We start from the raw sequence: 1,592 nt of genomic DNA, 5'->3' as shown, positions 1-1,592 counted from the left end.
CCGCAAATCCATCCCCTCCCCGGCCCCCTCGGAGTAGAGTCAGGCCTTCTGGCTGTGCAGGATTTTCATCGCGCGGTTCCATTCACCGGCGAGGATATCCGGCAGCACGCCGAGGGCAAAGTCGATGCTGGCATCGAGTTTTTCCTGTTCGGCGCGTGGCGCACGACCCAGGACGAAATTTGAAACCATACTGGCGACGCCCGGGTGGCCAATGCCAAGCCGCAGGCGGTAGAACGTATTCTGATTGCCCAGTTGCGCAATGATGTCGCGCAACCCGTTGTGACCGCCATGGCCGCCGCCCTGCTTGAGCTTGGCAACGCCCGGAGGCAAGTCGAGTTCGTCGTGCGCCACGAGGATTTCTTCAGGCTTGATGCGGAAGAAACCGGCGAGTGCCGCCACGGCCTGGCCGCTGCGGTTCATGTAGGTGGTGGGAATCAGCAGACGAACATCCTGACCCTGGTGCGAATAGCGCCCGGTCAGGCCGAAATATTTGCGATCGGCCACAAGATTCACATTCTGTGCGTGGGCGATGCGCTCAACAAAAAGGGCCCCTGCGTTATGCCGGGTCTGGTCGTATTCGGCGCCTGGATTTCCCAGGCCAACGATCAGTTTGATGGCAGTCACGATAGGGGCCCTTCCTTTGAGTGGTGAGTAACATCGCCGCGATCAGGGAAAGCGGCGAAAGTGGACGAAAAATGCTCATTTACCATGGATGTAAACTCCGCGTTCTCGCCCGCTTTCTCGCTACGTTCCAGTCCGCGATGTTACTTGCTCACTCAGGCATGACAGAGTGAATTACTCTGCTGCGCCTTCTTCAGCTTCTGGAGCAACGCGTGGAGCGTGTACGTTTGCAACAGCTTTGTCGTCGCCGTGAGCCAGTGCAACGAACTCAACGCCTTTAGGGGCTTTGAGGTCGGACAGGTGAACGATTGCGCCGATTTCCAGAGCCGACAGGTCGACTTCGATGAACTCAGGCAGATCTTTCGGCAGGCAGGAAACTTCGATTTCGTTCAGGACGTGCGAGATCTCGCCGCCTTTCTTGGTCGGAGCTTCTTCACCAACAAAGTGCACAGGCACGATAGCGGTCAGTTTCTGGCCGGCTACGACGCGTACGAAGTCAGCGTGCAGAACGTGACCCTTGGACGGGTGACGTTGCAGAGCCTTGATGATGACGTTCTGCTTTTTGCCGCCAACGTTCAGTTCGATAACGTGGCTGTAGGCAGCATCGTTTTCGAGCAGTTTGGCAACTTCTTTGGCCAGCATGCTGATGGATTCAGGGGCTTTTTCGCCACCGTAAACAACAGCTGGAACCAGAGCGGCGAGACGACGCAGGCGGCGGCTCGCACCTTTCCCCAGGTCGGAACGCAGTTCAGCATTCAGAGTAAAATCGTTCATTGTGTATCTCCAAAATAGCCATGACCGGGTTGACGTTTGCGACCAGCGCCAAACACGGTATGGGCAAAAAAGCCCCGCCCCGGCAGGAATGCCGGGGCGGGGCGCTTTTCGTCAACGAGACATTTCGAGAAGGGCAGGGCCCTTAACGGAACATCGCGCTGATCGATTCTTCATTGCTGATGCGGCGAACCGCTTCG

General features: G+C 57.4%; 2 protein-coding genes. Both read right to left on the bottom strand.

What is annotated here, in order from left to right; translation table 11 throughout:
• Positions 1 to 39: 39 nt before the first annotated feature.
• Positions 40 to 624, bottom strand: a complete 585-nt coding sequence (gene pth, locus ACIOMO_RS27945; RefSeq protein ID WP_401244705.1) for an aminoacyl-tRNA hydrolase — start codon at positions 622 to 624, stop codon at positions 40 to 42.
• 171 nt (positions 625 to 795) lie between these two features.
• The gene (locus ACIOMO_RS27940; RefSeq protein ID WP_053123771.1) at positions 796 to 1,395 is read right to left on the bottom strand and encodes a 50S ribosomal protein L25/general stress protein Ctc; all 600 of its coding nucleotides are present in this window, start codon (positions 1,393 to 1,395) and stop codon (positions 796 to 798) included.
• Positions 1,396 to 1,592: the final 197 nt, after the last annotated feature.

The organism is Pseudomonas sp. NPDC087804, from assembly GCF_044742965.1.
GTDB classification, from domain to species: Bacteria; Pseudomonadota; Gammaproteobacteria; order Pseudomonadales; family Pseudomonadaceae; genus Aquipseudomonas; species Aquipseudomonas rustica.
The sequence above is the reverse complement of the archived record's forward strand: the minus strand, read 5'-3'. Positions and strand labels throughout refer to the sequence as shown.

What these genes read in the sequence shown, in the direction of transcription:
- ACIOMO_RS27940 (WP_053123771.1), bottom strand. Translation starts at nt 1,395, where the DNA reads ATGAACGATTTTACTCTGAATGCTGAACTGCGTTCCGACCTGGGGAAA.